We start from the raw sequence: 18,651 nt of genomic DNA on the forward strand, positions 1-18,651 counted from the left end.
ATAGAAGTGCGGCCACACAGGGCCGCAATGACGCCTACTCTGTCAGCGATTGACGTCGACCACAACCCTGCCGCGAAGCTGTCCGGCGAGCAGTTTTGGCGCCGCGTCGATGGCTTCGCTGAGGGCGATTTCATGACTGATCAATGGCAACAGGGCGAAGTCCAGATCCTTGGCCAGACGCGCCCAGGCCTCGATCCGCCGCGCTTTGGGCTGAGTTACGCTGTTGATCCCCGCCAGCGTCACGCCGCGCAAAATGAACGGCGCCACCGACGCCGGAAAATCCATGCCCTGGGCCAGACCGCAGGCCGCCACCGTGCCTTCGGCGCGGGTGCTGGCACAGGCGTTGGCCAAGGTGTGACTGCCGACCGAATCGATCACTGCGGCCCAGCGTTCCTTAGCCAAGGGCTTGCCCGGCTCAGACAAAGTTGCGCGATCGATGATCTCGCTGGCACCCAGTTGCTTCAGGTACTCATGCTCGGACACCCGGCCGGTGGACGCCACCACGCGATAACCGAGTTTGCTGAGCAAGGCGATGGCGAAACTGCCCACCCCGCCATTGGCGCCAGTCACCAGCACTTCGCCCTGATCCGGGAACACGCCGTTACGCTCCAGCGCCAGAATGCACAGCATCGCCGTGTAGCCGGCGGTGCCGATGGCCATGGCTTGCGCCGCGGTAAAGGCTTTGGGCAACGGAATCAGCCAGTCGCCATTGAGCCGCGCCTTCTGCGCCAGCCCGCCCCAGTGACTCTCGCCCACGCCCCAGCCGTTGAGCAGCACCTGATCACCGACCTGGTAATCGGGATGCGAACTGACCTCGACCGTGCCCGCCAAGTCGATCCCCGGCACCATCGGAAACTTGCGCACCACAGGGCTGCTGCCAGTAATCGCCAGACCGTCCTTGAAGTTCAGCGTGCTGTACGCGACCTTCACCGTCACGTCGCCTTCAGGCAACTGCGCTTCGCTGATCTGCTGCAGGCTGGCGCGATATCCGCTGTCGTCTTTGTCGATCAAAATGCCGTTGAACATGGCTGCCTCTCAATCAATGGATTCAAATACTCGTGCCCTGAAATAACACAAAGCAACACATTGCCCCACCCGACTTTGCGCCAATTCGCAAATCCGCCCAGTAATTCCAGAGCGGGCGACTATGCTTTTTCGACGGCCGTGCTTTCGCTGCCATCCTGCTGAAAGCGGCCCTGTCGATGGAGCTGACAATGTCTTACCCGCGCTCGTTGCTTGCGATACTGATGCTGTGCCTGCTGACCGTTGGCGACACTTGGGCGGCCCCGGCTACCGCCAGCAAACCTGCTGCTGCCGACGCTGCCGCCAGCGCTCCGACGTGGCCGCAAGTGATCACCAGCGGCAAGGCCAAACTGACCGTGTACCAGCCGCAACTCGACAGCTGGGATGGCTACACCCTCAATGCCCGGGCTGCCGTCGAAGCCACCGGCGCCGACGGCAAACCCACCTTCGGCATCGTCCAGTTCAGCGCGCACACGCTGGTCGACAAGGCCACGCGCTGGGTCGCACTGGATCAGTACAAGATCATCAAGGCCGACTTCCCTGCCGACGCCAGTCAGGCCGACGTCTGGCTCGGCGCGCTGCAGAAAGATGCCGAAAGTCGCAAGAAAACCATCTCCCTCGATCAACTTGAAGCCGCCGTCGGCGTGCTGTCGGCCGAGCAGAAAGCCGACAGCGCGCCGCTGGAAAACACCCCGCCGACGATCATCAGTTCCGACGTTCCCGCACTGCTCGTCTACATCGATGGCGACGCCGTGTACCGGGCGGTCGATGGCACTGCGCTGCAACGGGTGATCAACACCCGCCCGCTATTGCTCAAGGACGCCGAGGGCAAGCACTACCTGCACGTGTTCGATGGCTGGATGGTCGCTGACAGCCTCAGCGGCGAATACACCCGTCTGACCTCGCCGCCAGCCGATCTGGAGAAGGCCAAACAGGCGGCGATCCAGAGCCGTCAGGTCGATCTGCTGACCGGGCAGAGTGATCCGAAAGACAAGGTGCCAAATCTGGCCAGACCGCCGCAGCCGAAAATCTTCATCGCCACCACGCCCACCGAACTGATCGTCACCGACGGCGCGCCGCAGTGGCTACCGATTCAGGGCACCAGTCTGCTCTACGTGAGCAACACCACCGGGCACATCTTCAAGGAAATCGGTGACCAGAACAGTTACGTGCTGATCTCCGGGCGCTGGTTTCGCGCTGCCGACATGCGCGGCCCATGGACGTTTACCCCAGCGGACAAACTACCGGCAGATTTCGCCAACATCCCGGACGACAGCCCGAAAGAGAACGTCAAGGCCTCGGTCGCCGGCACGCCACAGGCCAAGGAAGCCGCGATCGCGGCGACCATCCCGCAAACCTCGGCGATCAAGAAAAGCGCAGTGAAAATGACCGCACCTCAGTTCGATGGCGAACCGCAACTCAAGGCGATCAACCCCACATCACTGCAATACGTGGTCAACAGCGCGACGCCGATTATTCGTGTCGACAACGACAACTGGTATGCGGTGGAAAACGGTATCTGGTTCAGCGCCACCTCGGTGAACGGACCATGGAGCGTCGCCAGTTCGGTGCCGGCGGTGATCTATTCGATCCCGCCGAGTTCGCCGATGCATTACCTCACCTACGTCAAAGTCTATGAGTCCAGCGGCGACACCGTGGTGGTCGGCTATACCTCGGGTTATCAAGGGTCGAATCTGGATCCGGCCACCGGCGTGGTGGTCTACGGCACCGGTTATCCTTACACGCCGTGGGTCGGCAGCGTCTGGTACGGGCCACCGGTGACCTACGGTTTCGGCGTCGCCATGCGCTATACGCCGTGGACAGGCTGGACCTTCGGTTTCGGCTTCGGCTGGAGCTGGGGCGGCAACACCGTGGCGATGGGTTGGGGCTGGGGCGCTTATCCATGGTGGGGCAATTACGGCTGGGGTTACGCCTGGGGCCCGCGCCTGTACCCCGCGCCACTGGCCTGGGGCGGCGCCGCTTATGGCTATCGTGGCGGTGCTGTGGCCTGGGGGCCCGGTGGCTGGGCAGGCACCACCGGCAACATTTATCGTCAGTGGGGGGATCGCGCGACGGTGAGTCGCTATGGCGCCGGATACAACGCCTGGACCGGCAATCGCTGGGCCGGTCAGGTTGGCTCGTCCTATAACTCGCGCACCGGTATTGCGGCGGCAGGCCAACGCGGCGCGGTGCACAACGCCTACACCGGCAACTACGCGGCTGGACGTAGCGGTGAAGTGGTCGGGCCGAATGGTGGCGCCATCGCCGGTGGCCGGGTCACCGCAGGTAATGCTCGCACCGGCACCCAGGTCACCGCCAATCGTGGCGCGGTGTACAACCCCAACACCGACAAGACCACGCAGTATGCCGGCGTGAAAGGCCGCAACGGCGGCGCCGCACGGGTTGGCGACAACGTCTATGCCGGGCGCGACGGCAACGTCTACAAGAAAACCGACAACGGCTGGCAATCGATGGTCAAGGGCAGCCCGGCCCGCACGGCGCCGGTCAACAACAATGCGCAACTGCAGAACCTCAATCGCGAGTCTGCTGCGCGAAACTTCGGCAACCAGCGCACCAACAACTTTCACAACTCCTCGCAAGTCATGAACCGCTCATTTGGGGGCGGCGGGGGCGGCGGTTTTCATCGCCGCTGATGGCTGCATTGAAAATTCAGACTGGCCCCGAGTCCGGTTTTGCTGTTAAAAAACCGGCTCTGCCGTCCCTGCCCCGTTTCATCGTTCGGAGAACCGCTTTCATGAGCCAATGGCCTGACACTCGCATTCTTGACCTGCTCGGCATCGAGCTGCCGATCATTCAGGCCCCGATGGCCGGCGCCACGACTTCGGCAATGGTGATCGCCGTGTGCAACGCCGGCGGCTTGGGTTCGATGCCTGCCGCAATGCTGAGCATCGAGCAGTTGCGCGAAGAGCTGAAGACCATTCGCGAGCACACCCGCAAACCGTTCAACGTCAATTTCTTCTGCCACCAGCCACCGGCCGCCGATGAACAGCGCGCGCAAGACTGGAAAAACCTGCTGGAGCCTTACTACCGCGAATTGGGCGTCGATTTCGACGCACCGACACCGGTTTCCAACCGCGCGCCATTCGATGCGGCAGCGTGCGCCGTGCTCGAAGAGTTTCGTCCTGAGGTGGTGAGCTTTCACTTTGGTCTGCCGGAAAAATCCCTGCTGGATCGGGTCAAGGCCACGGGTGCGAAAATCCTCTCGTCCGCCACCACTGTCGATGAAGCGATGTGGCTTGAGCAAAACGGTTGCGACGCGATCATCGCCATGGGTTACGAGGCTGGCGGGCATCGCGGGATGTTTCTCAGCGATGATTTGAGCAGTCAGGTCGGCACCTTTGCGCTGGTGCCGCAGATCGTCGATGCGGTCAAGGTGCCGGTGATCGCTGCCGGCGCCATTGCCGATGCACGCGGTGTCGCCGCAGCATTGGTACTCGGTGCGTCAGCGGTGCAGGTCGGCACCGCGTATCTGTTTACGCCGGAAGCGAAAGTCAGCGCCTCGCATCACCAGGCGCTGCGCAGCGCCAAGGAAAGTGAAACCGCGATTACCAACCTGTTCACCGGCCGCCCGGCTCGCGGCATTCTCAATCGGGTGATGCGCGAAATCGGCCCGATGTCACCGAAAGCCCCGGCCTTCCCGCTGGCCGGCGGGGCGCTGATGCCGTTGCGTGCCAAAAGTGAAGCGCAGTTCAGCAACCTCTGGGCCGGTCAGGCGTTCCCATTGGGCGAAGAGCTGAACAGCGCTGATCTGACCCGGCAACTGGCGGATGGCGCTCTGGCAAAACTGCTCCGCCGCTGATCCGGCGCAGGGTGAGACATGGCACCACCTCACCCTGTGTTCACCAGCACTTCCTGTTTAGCGGCATTTCGCTATATATTTCGCTATATAGCGTTCCACCCTTCGCATCGGTGCAGTCCACCTCCAACAATAACTGCCCTCTGCACTCGCCCATAACGGAGCTGTTACATGACCATTCGTGCCCCACGTTTTGCCCCAGCCTGCCTGGCCACCCTGCTTTCGGTATTCGCCTTCGGTGTCGCTCAGGCTGATGAAGTGCAAGTGGCGGTTGCCGCCAACTTCACCGCGCCGATCCAGGCAATTGCTGCCGATTTCGAAAAAGACACCGGGCACAAACTGGTCGCCGCCTACGGTGCCACCGGTCAGTTCTATACCCAGATCAAAAACGGCGCGCCGTTCGAAGTGTTCCTCTCGGCGGACGACACCACGCCGGAAAAACTGGAAAAAGAAGGCGACACCGTCAAGGGTTCGCGCTTCACCTACGCCATCGGCACCCTGGCGCTGTGGTCGGCGAAAGATGGTTATGTCGACGCCAAAGGTGAAGTCCTGAAGAAGAATGAATACCAGCACCTGTCCATCGCCAATCCGAAAGCCGCGCCATACGGTCTGGCCGCTACTCAAGTGCTGGAAAAACTCAATCTGACTGAGGCGACCAAGGCGAAGATCGTCGAAGGCCAGAACATCACCCAGGCCTACCAGTTCGTGTCCACCGGCAACGCCGAACTGGGTTTTGTCGCACTGTCGCAGATCTACAAGGACGGCAGGGTCACCAGCGGTTCGGCGTGGATCGTTCCAGCGAGCATGCACGACCCGATCAAACAGGACGCGGTGATTCTCAACAAAGGCAAGGACAGCGCCGCCGCCAAAGCGCTGGTTGAATACCTCAAGGGTCCGAAAGCCGCTGCGGTGATCAAGTCCTACGGTTACCAGCTCTAAATGTCGCTGACGAGTGCCGACTTCGCGGCGATCTGGCTGACCCTGAAACTGGCGTCCCTGACCACCGCTATCCTGCTGGTCGTCGGCACGCCGATTGCCCTGTGGTTGTCGCGCAGCCGTTCCTGGCTGCGTGGCCCCATCGGCGCAATCGTCGCCCTGCCCCTCGTACTGCCGCCGACCGTGATCGGCTTTTATCTGCTGCTGGCGATGGGGCCTAATGGCTTTCTCGGCCACTTCACGCAATGGCTGGGTCTGGGCACTCTGACCTTCAGTTTTACCGGGCTGGTGATCGGTTCGGTGATCTATTCCATGCCGTTTGTGGTGCAACCGTTGCAGAACGCGTTTTCCGCCATTGGCACCCGCCCACTGGAGGTGGCCGCGACCTTGCGCGCCAATCCCTGGGACACTTTTTTCAGCGTGATCCTGCCGTTGGCCCGCCCCGGTTTTGTGACGGCGGCGATCCTCGGTTTCGCGCATACCGTTGGTGAATTCGGCGTGGTGCTGATGATCGGCGGCAACATTCCCGACAAGACCCGCGTGGTCTCGGTGCAGATCTACGACCATGTCGAGGCGATGGAATATGTTCAGGCCCATTGGCTGGCCGGGGCGATGCTGGTGTTTTCGTTTCTGGTGTTGCTGGCGCTCTACTCCAGCCGCAAGACCCGCGCGGGCTGGAGCTGATCGATGATTGATGCACGTCTGAAAATCACTTATCCGGGTTTCAGTCTGGATGTCGATCTGCATTTGCCGGGGCGTGGCGTGACTGCGCTGTATGGCCATTCCGGATCGGGCAAAACCACTTGCCTGCGCTGTATCGCCGGGCTTGAGCGAGCCGAGCAGGGTTTCATCCAGATCAACGACGAAGTCTGGCAGGACAGCGAACGGCGGATTTTTGTCCCGCCGCACAAACGTGCGCTGGGTTACGTGTTCCAGGAAGCCAGCCTGTTCCCGCATCTGTCGGTGCTGGCCAACCTGCAGTTCGGTCTCAAGCGCATTGCCAAGGCCCAGCGCCGGGTCGACATGGCGCAAGCCACCGAGCTGCTAGGCATCGGTCATTTGCTGGAGCGTCATCCGCAGCATCTGTCCGGCGGCGAACGCCAACGTGTCGGCATCGCCCGCGCGCTGTTGACCAGCCCGAAACTATTGCTGATGGATGAGCCATTGGCCGCCCTCGACAGTCAGCGTAAAAACGAAATCCTGCCGTACCTGCAACGTCTGCACGACGAGCTGGACATCCCGGTGCTTTACGTCAGCCACGCGCAGGACGAGGTGGCCCGCCTGGCCGATCATCTGGTGCTGCTCAGCGACGGCAAGGCCCTGGCCAGCGGCCCGATTGGCGAGACCCTCGCGCGCCTTGACCTGCCAATGGCGTTGGGCGATGACGCTGGTGTAATCATCGAAGGCCAGGTCAGCGCCTACGATGCCGAGTACCAGTTGCTGAGTCTGCAATTGCCGGCGACTGCCATGAACATCCGGGTGACTCACGCGCCGATGGCGGTCGGTCAGGCTCTGCGCTGCAAGGTGCACGCCCGCGACATCAGTCTGGCCCTGCACAACAGCGAGGCCAGCAGCATCCTCAATCGCTTGCCGGTGACCGTGGTCAGCGAGCTGGCGGCGGACAATGCCGCGCATGTGCTGATTCGTCTGGATGCCGGCGGCACACCGCTGTTGGCGCGGATCACGCGATTTTCCCGGGATCAGCTCGGCATCCACCCGGGCCAGCATTTATGGGCGCAGATCAAGGCCGTCGCCGTGCTGGCCTGAATTGGTTGGCACGACGGCCACGGCGCGCGGTCAATCGCTGTAACAGAGCGATTCGCCAAGGACACCGCCATGCCCGACACCGCACTAGCCGACGTCTTACCGCCCGACCTGCATTACGTCGACGATACTCAACCCGGCCTCACCCGTAAAAAGCTGCGCGGCAAGTTCGCCTATTTCGATCCGGCCGGGCAGCGCATCACCGACCCTGATGAGATCAAACGGATCAATTCGCTGGCAGTGCCGCCGGCCTACACCGACGTGTGGATCTGCGCCGATCCGCGTGGCCATTTGCAGGCCACCGGACGCGATGCCCGGGGCCGCAAGCAGTATCGCTATCACCCACGCTGGCGCGAGGTGCGTGATGCCGACAAGTACTCGCGCTTGCGTGAGTTCGGCCTGGCGCTGCCGAAGTTACGCAAACAGCTCGAAAGCTTGCTGGACGCCCCCGGCTTCAGCCGCGACAAAGTCATGGCCACGGTCATCACGCTGCTCGACGCCACATTGATTCGTGTCGGCAATACCCAATACGCGCGGGACAACCGCTCCTATGGCCTGACCACCCTGCGCAGCCGACATGTCGAGGTCAACGGCAGCGCGATTCTGTTCCAGTTTCGCGGCAAAAGTGGCATCGAACACCAGATCACCGTCAAGGATCGTCGCTTGGCGCGCATCATCAAGCGCTGCCTGGAAATCCCCGGACAGAATCTGTTTCAGTATCTGGACGAAAACGGCGAGCGGCACACCGTCAGCTCCCACGACGTCAACAGCTACCTGCAGACCCTCACCGGCGCTGACTTCACCGCCAAGGATTACCGCACCTGGGCCGGCAGCGCACTGGCTTTGGCGGTATTACGCGAACTGCAATGGGAGTCGGAAGCCGAGGCGAAACGGCACGTAGTGGAGATGGTCAAGAACGTGTCCAAACAGCTGGGCAACACCCCGGCGGTGTGCCGCAAGTGCTACATCCATCCGGCGGTGGTCGAGCGTTTCCTGCTCGGTGCGCTGGCCGAACTGCCACGCCCGAGGGTGCGCAAGGGCTTGCGCTCCGAGGAAGTGGCGCTGGCGATGTTTCTCGAGCAAATGATGGACGCGTCTTGATCGCGGCGGATGGGTGATCTAGGCTAGCCACCTTTCCCCCTTCAGGACGACCGCAGACAGTGAACAATCAAGCCTTCTGAAAATGTAATCGCGATAAGCGCTGAATAGCGCCTGTCAGTGTTCACGACATTTTTCGGAGGTGCCGATGACTCACGTCTCGCGTACGCCTGCCCTCGTCTCCCTGAATCAAACCAGTTTTCAGTTCGCTAATGGCGAGACGATTTTCAACGACCTGAATCTGCAATTCGATCACACCCACACCGCCATCGTCGGGCGCAACGGCGTCGGTAAAAGTGTGCTGGCCAAGCTGATCGCCGGGCACTTGCAACCAACTGCCGGCAGCGTCACCTGCTCGATTCCATTGGCTTATGTGGCGCAAACATTCACCGCCGATGCGGCGCAGACCGTGGCCGACGCCACCGGCACCGCCGCCGCCCTTCGCGCATTGCAACGGCTGCAGTGTGGCGAGGCGGCGGCGGAAGATTTCGATATCGTCAGCGAGCGCTGGGATCTGCCCGAACGTCTGCGCCAATCGCTGGATAACGCCGGTCTGCCGGACATTGCTCCCACGGATCTGACCCAACCGCTGAGCGGCGGCCAGCAAGCGCGGCTGGCGTTGATCAGGGCGCTTCTGAATCCGGCGCATCTGTTGGTGCTGGATGAACCGACCAACCATCTCGACGGCCCCGGCCGCGACTGGTTGATGAGCGAACTGGAACGCTGGCGCGGCGGATTGATCGTCATCAGCCACGACCGGCAATTGCTTGAACGCATGCAGCGTATCGTCGAGCTGACGCCGCTGGGTGTCACGGTGTACGGCGGCAATTTTTCCGCTTACCAGCAGCAACGACAGGTCCATCAGGCGGCGCAAGTCACGCTGGATCAAAGCCGAACCGAGCGCCGGCGCGAGCAGCAGCGCTTGCAAAACGAGCACGACACCATCCAGCGGCATGCCGCCCGCTCACTGCGCAATGCCAAAACCGCCAACGTCGCGGGCTTCGAACGCGCCGGCCTCAAAGGTGCGGCGAGGCAGGTCATGGGCCAGGTGCGTCATGGTCATCAGCAGCGCAAATCGGAGCTTGATGCACGGGTGCGCGATGCCTATGCCAAAGTGCTCGCGGATGATGCGGTGCTGATGAACCTGCCCGGCAGCGCAGTGCCTGCTGCGCGCAGAGTCTGCTCGTTGATTGATACGTGCCTGCCATGGCTGCCGACGCAACCGTTCAATCTCACGCTGAGCGGTCCTGTGCGCGTCGCCGTCAATGGTCCGAATGGCTGCGGCAAATCGACGTTGCTCAGAGTGCTCGCAGGTCAACTGCATCCCGCCAGCGGCGAATGCATCACCCATGTTCCTGCGGCTTATCTGGACCAGCATCTGAAGCTGCTGGATGACCGTCTCAGCGTCATCGAGCAACTGCTCGCGCTGCAGAGTCCGTTGAGTGAGAGCGAATTGCGCAGCCATCTGGCGCATCTGCAACTGGACGCGCAGCGGGTCACTCGAGCGAGCGCTTCACTGAGCGGTGGAGAACGTTTGAAAGCCGCGCTGGCGGTGGCCTTGTGGGGCAAGACACCTGCGCAATTGTTGCTGCTCGATGAGCCGAGCAATCATCTGGATCTGGCATCGGTTCAGGCTTTCGAGCACGCATTGCAGACGTTTCCCGGCGCAATTGTTGCGGTTTCCCACGACACTGAGTTTCTACAGGCGTTGAAACCGACGCACCACCTGGATTGGCATGCCACAGAGTGGCGGCTGCAACCGACGAACTGACTGGCTATTTTTTGCACGATTGGCCAAGGCTTCTATAGTTGATCTGACACCTATTTGCTGTGGTGACGCCATGGAAGACATATTTGTCGTGAAGCGCTGCAACAAGATCATCATTCACGGCCGCCGCGCCGGGGAAAGCCAACATGAACCCGCTGAGGCCAGCAGTTGGTTTCGGATCAACGACACCCGCACCGGCGGCTTCATCGGCGACGGCTACGATCTTGAGGAAGATGCCCGACGCGAATGCCGACGGCTCAATGCGGCCAGCTCGCCGCTGCCGGCGCGACAATCGGCCGGCTGATGCAATTGACAGGCGGGGTCTATACTCAAAGCAGCTGACGGACCAGCGCCCCAACGGCAGAGAGCTCGCAGCCCGCGGGCTTTTTGCTGCCTCTCAACGGTTTGTCTGAACGGAGGTGTTCCATGTCCGAAAAAGAGTCCATCACCACCCTCCTCACCTTGCTCGACTCTCGTCAGGCGCGACTTGCCGCGGCCTGCAAGGAAATCGCCGACTGGGTCGATCATCAAGGCGGCCATCCGACTGCCCTGCGCATCCGCGATCGACTGAACGACATCGAAAAAGACACACCGCTGATCCGCAGCACCCTGTCGTCGCTACAACCGGTCGAACGGCCACTGCCACGTTTCAGATGACTGCACCGCGATAAACGACAGCTAACCGGCGTACCGTCTGGCCGATGTACCGAACGCCCCGAGGTGTGGGCGGTCAAAACCTGTACACGTCACCCAGGAGACGGTTCATGGTTATCCATTTCAAAACAGACGGACATCTGGCTTGTGGTCACAAGGGTGACAACCTTGCCTCAAGCCTGGAACTCAATCGCGTCAAATGCCGCAGCTGCCGCAATACCGACGCCTACAAAGAAGCACGCAAGACCCAGCGCAATGCCGCACGCCGCGCAGCGCGCCACACCAAAGCTGATCATGGTGCGTCGAACTGGCGTTCGGAGTGGATCGAACGCCTGACCGCGCTGGCTGGGCCGCAGCGCCTGCCAAGGGGCTTTTTCGGGCAAGCGTTCGTATAACCGATTGATGTCGTGTTTTTAGTCCATCACTCGACGTGAATTGCCACGAATTCACCGCTCGAACCCATCAATGCCCTGGCCTTATCGTCAGGGCTTTTTGTTGAAAACTCCGGTTCGAGCAGCCCGTAGCCCTGAATCAGGCTTGCAAATAGCCAACGCGCCCTCATAACCAGAACCATATCCACCGTCACCTAGAGGCAAAAAATCATGACCGGACAAACCGAAACCGCGATTCTCGCCGGGGGCTGCTTCTGGGGCATGCAGGACCTGCTGCGGCGTTATCCCGGCGTGTTGCAGACGCGAGTCGGCTACAGCGGCGGCGATGTACCGAACGCCACCTACCGCAACCACGGCAACCACGCTGAAGCCATCGAAATCATCTTCGACCCGGCGGTGATCAGCTACCGGCAGATCCTCGAGTTCTTCTTCCAGATCCACGATCCGAGTACACCCAACCGTCAAGGCAACGATCTCGGCCCCAGCTATCGTTCGGCGATTTATTATCTCAGCGAAGAGCAACGCGACATCGCCGAGGATACCGCCGCCGACGTTGACGCTTCCGGTCTCTGGCCGGGCCGAGTAGTCACCGAAATCGAACCGGCGGGGCCGTTCTGGGAAGCGGAACCTGAGCACCAGGACTACCTGGAGCGGATACCGAATGGCTACACCTGCCACTTCATCCGTCCGAACTGGAAGTTGCCCAAGCGCAGCTAATAACACACCTGCGTAATCACTCCACGCACAGCGCTGGCCTTTACTGAAGGCCGGCGCTCGCGCACCTCTGGAATTGATCATTTTGGTGAGCCCTCCGTAGCACAGTTCAAGCGCCCGAGGATGAACATACGTTCATCGCAAGCATGGCTCAATGCGTCTAGCCTGCAGGTTCCAACATAGTGCCTACAGGAGTACCCCACCATGTTCTCGCACGAAAGCCTCCCGCTGATTGCCATTTTCACCATCATGCTACTGTGCGTACTGGCTGCGTTTTTACACCCGGTACATGCATTCTTCAGCTGGCTGCGCAGGCGCAAGGAACGATCAAACGCCCAGGCTGCAAAAGAGGCTGATTCGCGCTGAATGTGTTCCCTCGACTGGCCCGGGGTATGCCTGGGCTTTTTGTTTTCTGGCCGAACAGCAGGTACAAAAAGCCCAGCGCGGGGCTGGGCCTGATTTTTCGTCAAGGTTAAAAACATCCGGGCTTTTTAGCCGCGAGAGTGGAGCTCAAGTGACTTACGCCAGGCTCCTCTCGTGCTCGCTTTCATGGACATAAACCCATGAAATTCCGGATGGCGAGGCCTGGTCGACGCGCATCAGCGCCGAATCGACTTTCTTCTTGGTAATGCCGTCTTTGACAAGGTCGAAGACGGCCAGGAAACAGTCCCCGGGAAGCGCTGTGATCGAGAGGTTGGTGATGTGTGATTCAGGGCTTCCAGCACGCTTGCCATACAAGCCCCAAAGTCGCTCCCAATAGTCCGCCCGACACATGATCTCTCCATCGGTGAGTACCACACGGAAGTCATTCGCCAACGCATCGTACAGAGGCTTGATGGCGCCCTCCGACCGGGAAGACATACCGCGCGACCACGGAAAGAAGAGATTGTACCAACGGTACACCTCGGCTTCGACGAGAGCGGTTTTATCGGTTGCTGCGTGCACTTGATTGATTGCCATCGGTGTTCTCCTTAACACGTCAAAAATGGCGGGTCTGGCGTAACAGACAGGCCGTCTGAATGCCCATCGCCTGAGCGATGTACCGCGCCTTGATCAAGATCCATCCTGATATCAACGCCACCGGGTCAAGCTAAAATGTTCACTCAATGACTTTTGATATCTTCGACCAAGCCACAAACGTAGACGCTTGCAGGATTGGTTGCATCGAGAAGTGACCAACGGTCTCTGCGCGCAGAAACGCAAGGAATTGATGAGGAGCCAGTTAAAAATGGCAATCCGGAAACAAACAAGGGTTCGCCTCAGCTTTCGCCCGCAAACCCTTGATTTAAGATGGTGCCCGAAGCCGGAATCGAACCGGCACGCCCTTACGAGCGGGGGATTTTAAGTCCCATGCGTCTACCAGTTTCGCCATTCGGGCGGTAGCGCTGTTGTAGTGCTCAAATCAGTCGACCAGAGAATCTGTCTTTGTTGAGCCTTTGAAGCAGAGCGGGAAATATATACATCACGTCCCGGTGAAGCAAGTTCACAGTAGCTGATTTCAAGACTAAATCTTGCAGCGCACTGAAAATAAAAAAGCTCCGTAAATCATGGATCTACGGAGCTTGTTTATAGTGGAGGCCGAGGTCGGAATCGAACCGGCGTAGGCGGATTTGCAATCCGCTGCATAACCATTTTGCTACTCGGCCTCAAACGATCGCTGTTTAGTAGCACAACAACAACCGCGTACAAACTTGGAGCGGGAAACGAGACTCGAACTCGCGACCCCGACCTTGGCAAGGTCGTGCTCTACCAACTGAGCTATTCCCGCTTGGTGTGGCGCATTCTATAGATTTCAGATGCCCCGTCAACCCTTTGATTCAAAAAAGTTTTATTTCTTTTCAACGTCGGTTTTCAGATGCGGCCAGGCGGCCCGCAGGTATTGAACCATCGACCACAACGTCAGGCCCGCCGAGATCATCAGCAAGGCGTAACCCAGCAGCACCCAGAAGCTGAAATCGCGGGGATTGGCCAGCAGGATCACCAGCGCCAGCATCTGCGCCGCGGTTTTCCACTTGCCGAGATTGGACACTGCTACATGAGCGCGGGCACCGAGTTCGGCCATCCATTCACGCAAGGCCGATACGACAATCTCGCGGCCGATGATGACGGCTGCGGGAAGTGTCAGCCACAAATTGCCGTGTTCCTGAACCAGCAGTACCAAAGCGACTGCCACCATCAGCTTGTCGGCAACCGGATCGAGAAACGCGCCGAACGGCGTGCTTTGTTCAAGGCGGCGGGCCAGATAGCCATCCAGCCAATCAGTTGCCGCCGCAAAGGCGAATACCGAAGCGGAGGCCATATAGCTCCACTGGTAAGGCAGGTAAAACAGCAAAATGAAGATCGGGATGAGCAGGACGCGGAGAACGGTAATCAGATTAGGGATATTCATCGGCACAACTGGCTACGAGGTGAGTTGGCATTCTACTCGCTATGCAGGTTTGCATAAATCGACTCTGCGAGCTTTTTACTGATCCCCGGTGCTTTGGCGATCTCTTCGATGCTTGCACGAGACAGCTCCTGCAATCCACCAAAATGTTTCAACAAGTCCCGACGTCGGGTCGGTCCGACACCTGCAACGCCTTCCAGCGTCGAGGTGCGGCGGGTCTTGCCGCGCCGCGCACGGTGGCCGGTGATTGCGAAGCGATGCGCCTCGTCACGAATCTGCTGGATCAGGTGCAACGCCGGGGAATCGCCACGCAGCGTGAACTCATGCGCGGCATCATTGAGATACAAAGTTTCGAAGCCTGCCTTGCGTGTTGCACCCTTGGCCACACCCAGAAGAATGAGATCCGGCACCGCCAGCTCGTTGAGTACGTCGCGGGCCATCGACAACTGACCTTTGCCGCCGTCCACCAACAGAATGTCCGGCAGCTTGCCCTCCCCGTCCTTCAGTTTGCTGAAGCGCCGGGTCAACGCCTGGTGCATGGCTGCATAGTCATCACCCGCCGTGACGCCTTCAATGTTGTAACGACGATAGTCGGATTTAATCGCGCCTTCCGGGCCGAACACGACACAGGAAGCGACGGTGGCCTCACCGCTGGAGTGACTGATGTCATAGCACTCAAGACGCTGCGGCGGCTCATCCAGGTTCAGCACTTCAGCCAGCGCATCGAAACGCGCAGCCGTGTGTTGACGATTGGCCAGGCGTGCGCCCAGCGCTTGCTCGGCATTGGTGACCGCCAACTGCTGCCATCGAGCCCGCGTGCCGCGTACCCGGTGGCTGATGCTCAGCTCCCGACCGCGCAGCTCGTGGATGGCGTCGATCAGAGCCGTGGCGTCTTCGGGAACCACGTTGACGATCAGTTCGCCTGGCAGGTCGCGCTCCGGACTGCTGATGTAGTACTGACCGAGGAACGCCGCCATGACTTCAGCGACCTCCTCCTCGATACCCACCTGCGGAAAGAAGTTCTTGCTGCCCAACACCCGACCGCCGCGCACACTGATCAAGTGAACGCAAGCGCCGCCTGGATTGACGAAAGCGGCGATGACATCGATATCGCCCGTGCCGCCTTCCATGCTCTGCTGATCCTGAACCCGGCGCAGCAAGGCAATCTGGTCACGCAACTCGGCGGCGCGCTCGAATTCGAGATTGATTGCCGCCTCTTCCATTGCCGTGGACAGCTCATTGGTCAGGGCATGACTGCGCCCCTCGAGAAACATCACCGAATGGCGTACATCCTCGGCGTAGACCTCAGGTTCGACCAGACCGACACAAGGCGCCTTGCAACGCTTGATCTGATATTGAAGACACGGGCGCGTGCGATTTTTGTAATAGCTGTCTTCGCACTGACGGACGAAAAAGGTCTTTTGCAAGAGGCTGAGGCTTTCGCGAATTGCCCCGGCGCTCGGGTACGGGCCGAAATACTTGCCCTTGGCCTTCTTCGCGCCACGGTGGATGCTCAGACGTGGGAATTGGCCGTCAGACAGAAAGACATAGGGATAGGACTTATCGTCGCGCAGCAGAATGTTGTACGGCGGCCGCCACTCTTTGATCAGCGTCTGCTCAAGCAGCAACGCCTCGGTTTCGTTGGCGGTAATGGTCGTTTCGACCTGCGCGATACGCCCGACCAGCGCAGCGGTTTTTGGCGCCAGCCCGGTCTTGCGAAAATAGCTGGCAAGGCGCTTCTTGAGGTTCTTGGCCTTGCCGACATACAGCAGGCGCGCATCGCTGTCGAACATGCGATAGACGCCGGGGCGCCCACTGACAGTCGCCAGGAAGGCGCCGGAATCGAATACTTCAGTCATGATCAGGCGCTGGCATCCACCATGCCGTGGCGCACAGCCAGCAACGTCAGCTCGACGTCACTGCTGATCGACAGCTTTTCGAAAATCCGGTAGCGATATGTGTTCACCGTTTTCGGCGACAAGCAGAGTTTGTGGAAATGATCTGCACCTTCTGGCAGCCGACAATCATCAACGCGATCTGGATTTCCCGCTCGGACAAGGCATCGAAGGGTGAATCGTTGGTTGGCTGGAACGATTTGATCGCCAGTTGCTGGGCAATCTGCGGGCTGATGTATCGCTGCCCGGCAAACACCAGACGGATCGCCTGAACCATTTCCGGCAAACCAGCGCCCTTGGTCAGGTAGCCGGCGGCACCAGCCTGTAACAGGCGCGTAGGAAATGGATCTTCCTCGCACACGGTCACCGCGACGACCTTGATGTCCGGGTGGCTGCGCAACAGCTTGCGCGTGGCCTCGAGGCCACCAATACCGGGCATCTTTACGTCCATCAGGACCACATCGGGTTTCAACTCACGGGCCTTGATCAGGGATTCTTCCCCGGACTCGGCCTGTCCAACCACCTGCAAGCCATCGATATCGGCCAGCATACGTGTAATGCCTGTACGAACGAGATCATGGTCGTCGACCACTAGCACCCTAATCAAGCAGACACCTCGCGATATGGTCTTATTGGGATGCCGGACACCTTAGCAAAAAGTGCCAGACAGACCTAGCGGCAAGCATCATTTAAAAAGTTTCAATTCATCATCGAAGGCTTGCCGGCCGTGGGTTTCAGAGCACAAGTGTACCGAAATCGAGCTCCATCCTCAGGAAACACTCGTCCTCACCGCACACCTTGAAGCCTTTTCTCTTATACAGACTTTGCGCCGGATTATTTTTGAATACTGTCAAACGCAGTGCTGGCAGTTTTTCGCCGCGAGCCAAAGCGACAACCTGATCAATCGCCCAGGATCCTGCACCTTGCCTGCGAGAGACCTCGGCTATTTGCAGCTCGCGGATGTACAAGGCCCGGCGATCATGACTGAGACTGAAAAATCCCAAAGGAACTTCACCAAGAAGGACCAGCCAGTTGTCCCGCCCATCCCAGGCAACGTCGAACGCTTCGTCCTGCCACAGCAGATCGTGGTCAATGTAATAGCGCAGCATATTCTGGCACGTCAGCTCTCGGGCAAACGCCCGATCTGCCGATTCGGCACGACGCAATGCCCAGGTCACAGGTCTACTGCCACGGGTACTACCCGCCCCTGCCATGCGCCGGCATCACGCCGGGCAATTACCAACACTTCACCCGGCCCTCGCGCCGCGACCACCAGCGCCCCGCTTTCAGACCAGAACGCGCTGCGACCCGCCGATTGCCATCCACCCGTGAGCCCGGCGTGATTGGCCATCAGCACCGCCATTGAGTGGTTTTGGGCATAGCCCTGCAGCAGCGCGCTATCCACGCCGTAGCCTTTTTCCCCGATCAGCACGCCTGCTGCGTACAGGTCGGCACCAAGATCGGCGGCCGCTGCCGCGTGACTGGCATGGGAAAAATCAGCGCAGACCGCCAGCGCTATGGTATCGCCGCCTATGCTCAAGGACGAACCACCAACACCTGGGGCATAGAAAAGCTCTTCGCCACTGTGCAGATGTTGTTTACTGTAAACCTCAAGAGAACCATCCCCTCCTAATGTCAGCGCGCCGATCAATATCTTCGAACTGTCCCTATCGCGAGTCGGCATACCGACGACAGCGGTGAGGCCCAGCTCGCGAGCGCAATCGCGCAAGGGTTGCAGCACAGCATCCTGCGGATCGATTGCCAGGTCTGCGGCCATCTGGCCTTCGTAGCCTGTCAGCGACAGCTCCGGGAACACCAGCAGCTCGACGCCCTGCTCCGCCGCCACGGCCATGAAGCGCAAATGACGGGCGAGGTTCGCCGCCAGATCACCGGCAATGGAGAGCGACTGGGCTGCAGCGACCGTGAACATCGACATGAATCATCCTTGGTGTTTGTGCAAAGCAACCAGTGTGTCACAACGCCTGCAGCACTCAAGCGATAGGTAATCTCCGCAATGGCGATAGCAATTTCTGATTGCTCAGCCGTACGGGCCTCTAGTAAGCTCGGCGCATTCATCGGAGACAAACCATGTTCAACGCCCTCTCACAGCTTCGTTCCGCCAGCGCCCTGCGCTCGGTTGCGGCTGCCCGGGCGAATGACGTTTGCGCTCCTGTCAGCTTTTATTTTGGGTATTGGTTTAGCCA

General features: G+C 59.9%; 18 protein-coding genes, 3 tRNA genes and 1 pseudogene. 12 read left to right on the forward strand and 10 right to left on the reverse strand.

Going from position 1 to position 18,651, the window contains the following annotated elements; all coding sequences use genetic code 11:
• Positions 1-42: 42 nt before the first annotated feature.
• Positions 43-1,026, reverse strand: a complete 984-nt coding sequence (gene acuI, locus V3W27_RS04750; protein WP_330206040.1) for an acrylyl-CoA reductase (NADPH) — start codon at positions 1,024-1,026, stop codon at positions 43-45.
• Positions 1,027-1,214: 188 nt separating this feature from the next.
• On the opposite strand from acuI, the gene V3W27_RS04755 reads away from it, so the two are divergent.
• From V3W27_RS04755 to V3W27_RS04810, 12 genes are all read left to right on the forward strand, one after another.
• Complete coding sequence (locus tag V3W27_RS04755) at positions 1,215-3,677, forward strand: autotransporter (RefSeq protein WP_330206041.1); 2,463 nt, start codon at positions 1,215-1,217, stop codon at positions 3,675-3,677.
• Positions 3,678-3,778: 101 nt separating this feature from the next.
• The gene (locus V3W27_RS04760) at positions 3,779-4,843 is read left to right on the forward strand and encodes an NAD(P)H-dependent flavin oxidoreductase (RefSeq protein ID WP_330206042.1); all 1,065 of its coding nucleotides are present in this window, start codon (positions 3,779-3,781) and stop codon (positions 4,841-4,843) included.
• A 168-nt stretch (positions 4,844-5,011) separates the two neighbouring features.
• Complete coding sequence (gene modA, locus V3W27_RS04765) at positions 5,012-5,779, forward strand: molybdate ABC transporter substrate-binding protein (RefSeq protein WP_330206043.1); 768 nt, start codon at positions 5,012-5,014, stop codon at positions 5,777-5,779.
• Positions 5,780-6,460 (forward strand): molybdate ABC transporter permease subunit, encoded by a 681-nt coding sequence (modB, locus tag V3W27_RS04770; protein ID WP_330206044.1) that lies wholly within the window; start codon positions 5,780-5,782, stop codon positions 6,458-6,460.
• Positions 6,461-6,463: 3 nt separating this feature from the next.
• Positions 6,464-7,543, forward strand: a complete 1,080-nt coding sequence (modC, locus tag V3W27_RS04775; RefSeq protein WP_330206045.1) for a molybdenum ABC transporter ATP-binding protein — start codon at positions 6,464-6,466, stop codon at positions 7,541-7,543.
• A gap of 69 nt (positions 7,544-7,612) precedes the next feature.
• Complete coding sequence (locus V3W27_RS04780) at positions 7,613-8,641, forward strand: DNA topoisomerase IB (RefSeq protein ID WP_330206046.1); 1,029 nt, start codon at positions 7,613-7,615, stop codon at positions 8,639-8,641.
• Between the two features lie 145 nt (positions 8,642-8,786).
• Positions 8,787-10,409, forward strand: a complete 1,623-nt coding sequence (locus V3W27_RS04785) for an ABC-F family ATP-binding cassette domain-containing protein (protein WP_330206047.1) — start codon at positions 8,787-8,789, stop codon at positions 10,407-10,409.
• A gap of 70 nt (positions 10,410-10,479) precedes the next feature.
• Positions 10,480-10,710, forward strand: a complete 231-nt coding sequence (locus tag V3W27_RS04790; RefSeq protein ID WP_007964938.1) for a hypothetical protein — start codon at positions 10,480-10,482, stop codon at positions 10,708-10,710.
• Positions 10,711-10,832: 122 nt separating this feature from the next.
• Positions 10,833-11,063: a hypothetical protein gene (locus V3W27_RS04795; protein WP_007964939.1), complete on the forward strand. Its 231-nt coding sequence runs from the start codon at positions 10,833-10,835 to the stop codon at positions 11,061-11,063.
• Positions 11,064-11,170: 107 nt separating this feature from the next.
• On the forward strand, positions 11,171-11,455 hold the full coding sequence (locus tag V3W27_RS04800) for a hypothetical protein (protein WP_027612677.1): 285 nt from the start codon (positions 11,171-11,173) through the stop codon (positions 11,453-11,455).
• Positions 11,456-11,662: 207 nt separating this feature from the next.
• Entirely contained in the window at positions 11,663-12,169 is a 507-nt protein-coding gene (gene msrA, locus V3W27_RS04805) for a peptide-methionine (S)-S-oxide reductase MsrA (RefSeq protein WP_139053880.1), read from the forward strand.
• Between the two features lie 201 nt (positions 12,170-12,370).
• Positions 12,371-12,532 carry a hypothetical protein gene (locus V3W27_RS04810; RefSeq protein ID WP_178085212.1) on the forward strand — a complete coding sequence of 54 codons (162 nt, stop codon included), beginning with the start codon at positions 12,371-12,373 and terminating at the stop codon, positions 12,530-12,532.
• A gap of 153 nt (positions 12,533-12,685) precedes the next feature.
• On the opposite strand, the gene V3W27_RS04815 is transcribed toward V3W27_RS04810, so the two are convergent.
• From V3W27_RS04815 to V3W27_RS04855, 9 genes and pseudogenes are all read right to left on the reverse strand, one after another.
• Positions 12,686-13,126 (reverse strand): hypothetical protein, encoded by a 441-nt coding sequence (locus V3W27_RS04815; RefSeq protein WP_183780075.1) that lies wholly within the window; start codon positions 13,124-13,126, stop codon positions 12,686-12,688.
• 331 nt (positions 13,127-13,457) lie between these two features.
• A tRNA-Leu gene (locus V3W27_RS04820) sits at positions 13,458-13,544 on the reverse strand.
• 194 nt (positions 13,545-13,738) lie between these two features.
• A tRNA-Cys gene (locus tag V3W27_RS04825) sits at positions 13,739-13,812 on the reverse strand.
• 46 nt (positions 13,813-13,858) lie between these two features.
• Positions 13,859-13,934 (reverse strand) — tRNA-Gly (locus V3W27_RS04830).
• Positions 13,935-13,994: 60 nt separating this feature from the next.
• Positions 13,995-14,555 (reverse strand): CDP-diacylglycerol--glycerol-3-phosphate 3-phosphatidyltransferase, encoded by a 561-nt coding sequence (gene pgsA, locus V3W27_RS04835; RefSeq protein WP_003225417.1) that lies wholly within the window; start codon positions 14,553-14,555, stop codon positions 13,995-13,997.
• 32 nt (positions 14,556-14,587) lie between these two features.
• On the reverse strand, positions 14,588-16,411 hold the full coding sequence (uvrC, locus tag V3W27_RS04840; RefSeq protein WP_027612674.1) for an excinuclease ABC subunit UvrC: 1,824 nt from the start codon (positions 16,409-16,411) through the stop codon (positions 14,588-14,590).
• Between the two features lie 2 nt (positions 16,412-16,413).
• Positions 16,414-17,054: pseudogene (gene gacA / locus V3W27_RS04845) on the reverse strand (response regulator transcription factor GacA).
• A 127-nt stretch (positions 17,055-17,181) separates the two neighbouring features.
• Entirely contained in the window at positions 17,182-17,625 is a 444-nt protein-coding gene (locus tag V3W27_RS04850; RefSeq protein ID WP_330206048.1) for a GNAT family N-acetyltransferase, read from the reverse strand.
• Entirely contained in the window at positions 17,622-18,383 is a 762-nt protein-coding gene (locus V3W27_RS04855) for a carbon-nitrogen hydrolase family protein (protein ID WP_330206049.1), read from the reverse strand. The genes V3W27_RS04850 and V3W27_RS04855 overlap by 4 nt, the downstream gene beginning before the upstream one ends.
• Between the last annotated feature and the right edge of the window lie 268 nt (positions 18,384-18,651).

The sequence above is a fragment of the Pseudomonas sp. AM14(2022) genome, assembly GCF_036346455.1.
GTDB lineage: Bacteria > Pseudomonadota > Gammaproteobacteria > Pseudomonadales > Pseudomonadaceae > Aquipseudomonas > Aquipseudomonas putida_A.